The sequence below is a fragment of the Actinomycetospora sp. genome (assembly GCF_055612215.1).
Map to the genome: position 1 here is coordinate 1 of NZ_JBVPVA010000180.1, position 2,044 is coordinate 2,044.

Here is a 2,044-nt window from a genome sequence, read left to right on the forward strand (position 1 = left end):
TGGAGCTCGACTCTCCTTCTGTAAGCCTCCAGAAGCTCCTAACCGAGAAGGCCAAGAGAGCCGCAGCAAGTGGGAAACGGTCCAGAGACCGGGCCGGGGCCTCTCTTCCCGAAAATTCTCCAAAGGTAACCTCTCCCAAAACCGGGGTGCATGTCACGGTAAGCTCACCTAATCCAAAATTAAAGTTATGGCTAGGTTTTGAAACTATGGAGAAATTGGCAATAGAGAATGGACAAGAACCTCTCTTCTACGAAGAAACAATTGCGGATAGGATAACTAGGGAATTTCCAAAGTCGAAGCCACCGAACTTGAGCAAGTAAGTGTTTCCTTCCCCCGCATTCCTCAATTGCTATATCCCAACAAAAGAATGGATGGCATTCCCGGACAACATTACAATCTCACGCAAGTACCTTCCGAAATTCCCATTGACCCATCTACTTGCTTATCTTTGGACTTTCAAATTTCAATTCACTTCCAACTACCTAACACTCCCCTCCTTCACAACCATGTGAAGGAACTTGTGAAGAATAGATTAGAGTTCATGAATATCCCCCTTGGTACTAACCTTATCGAGCCAATTTCCATTTTGTGTATGAGTGTCAAAAAAGGAGGAGAGAAAGGAGTATGGGCGGGCATCATCAAATTGCACCTACTCCACCCCGAAAGAGACGGAATTGCTATGCTCAAAGGACTAAGGCCTTTTATTCTTCAACTTGACCCTCTCCCGCACTTGAGCACTCTAGGGAAAGTATGCAAATCTTATCATGCTATTGCTAGAAACAATAATCTATCCGTCAAGATCACGAGTGATACATTGCTAGGAATCTCCCCTTATGCCCTTTTTTGTGATGTGCTTGAAAATAGTTTTAGGCGGGGGCATGATTTTGAGGTGGTTGATGTGCAAAAGAGCACATCCCAAAATCATGCCTATATAGTTGCACCCACTCCTCTTCAAGCCAAGAAGATCCAAGAGCTACACGTTTCTACGCACCACGAGATTTTGGAGGGCCAAATGAAGAAGGGGCCAACTATCACTCTCGAGCAAAAGCAAAGGAAAGAGGCTCTTACCCTCACCCTTTACAATCTTCCTATACTCATTGCATTGATACAACCTCTCTTGAAATTTGCAAGGCTTTGGGGACTAAAAACGTGGTAAGCATTTGGTTTCATAAACAAGACGGGGTGAGGCATAATGGAAGTGCTAACGTCGAATGTCTTAACCCGTATGTGTACCGGCAATTTGTAGGAAAGGAAATCAAAATTGGAGTCTACCATGTTGAAGTTACACCGCATCGTAGAAGTCTAGAGGGAAGCGAAAAGCCCCCCAAAGCATTGTTAGAAAAATTTGGATTTAACGATACTAATACTTGTTTGGTGAATACTATAGAGGCAATACAAAACCAAAGTCAAGGGGAGACAAGCGCCACCAAGAGCGACGTCTTCTCCATCATGAAGGAGGCGATCGAAGAGGGTAACAAGAAGCTCAAAATTGAACTAAACAAAGAGATGAAAGTCCTAAAAGATGACATAGTCAAAGAAGCCCATATCTACGCGGACAACATCAACGATAAGCTCAAACAACAAATGGTGGACATTCAAACTACTTTGGCCCTAGCACTTACCGGGATGCAACAACTTACCGGGGTAGTAAACCCAACCCGCATGCTCCAAGACAAACCAAATGTGGATTGACCACAAATCGCCAAGTAAAAAAACAGTATTTTACTAAATACTACCTTAGATATACATTTAGGTATAGATACAGTATTATAGCTAGCATACATACTAGGTTAAATACTATACCAAATAGTAGAATACGTAAATGTACTATCTATTACATGAAATACAAATACAGTATGTTGAATACTATACAATACATTGGAATGCGTACTACTATACCATATAGTAGATTACATAGTACTATGCAATATATTCCATACCATATGAAATACAAATACAATCACCTCTCTTTATACACATACAAACTTGACATACACTACGGATACTACCCAATATACTACTCCCATCCAAACAACAAAGTCTA

Annotated in this window: 2 protein-coding genes; both read left to right on the top strand. The window is 41.5% G+C overall.

Annotated elements, in window-relative coordinates; genetic code table 11:
- Positions 1 to 320 (top strand): hypothetical protein (locus AC0CYZ_RS05015; RefSeq protein WP_472212942.1); only part of this gene is annotated, 320 nt, incomplete at its 5' end.
- A gap of 829 nt (positions 321 to 1,149) precedes the next feature.
- Entirely contained in the window at positions 1,150 to 1,692 is a 543-nt protein-coding gene (locus AC0CYZ_RS05020) for a hypothetical protein (protein WP_472212944.1), read from the top strand.
- The last annotated feature ends 352 nt before the right edge of the window (positions 1,693 to 2,044 follow it).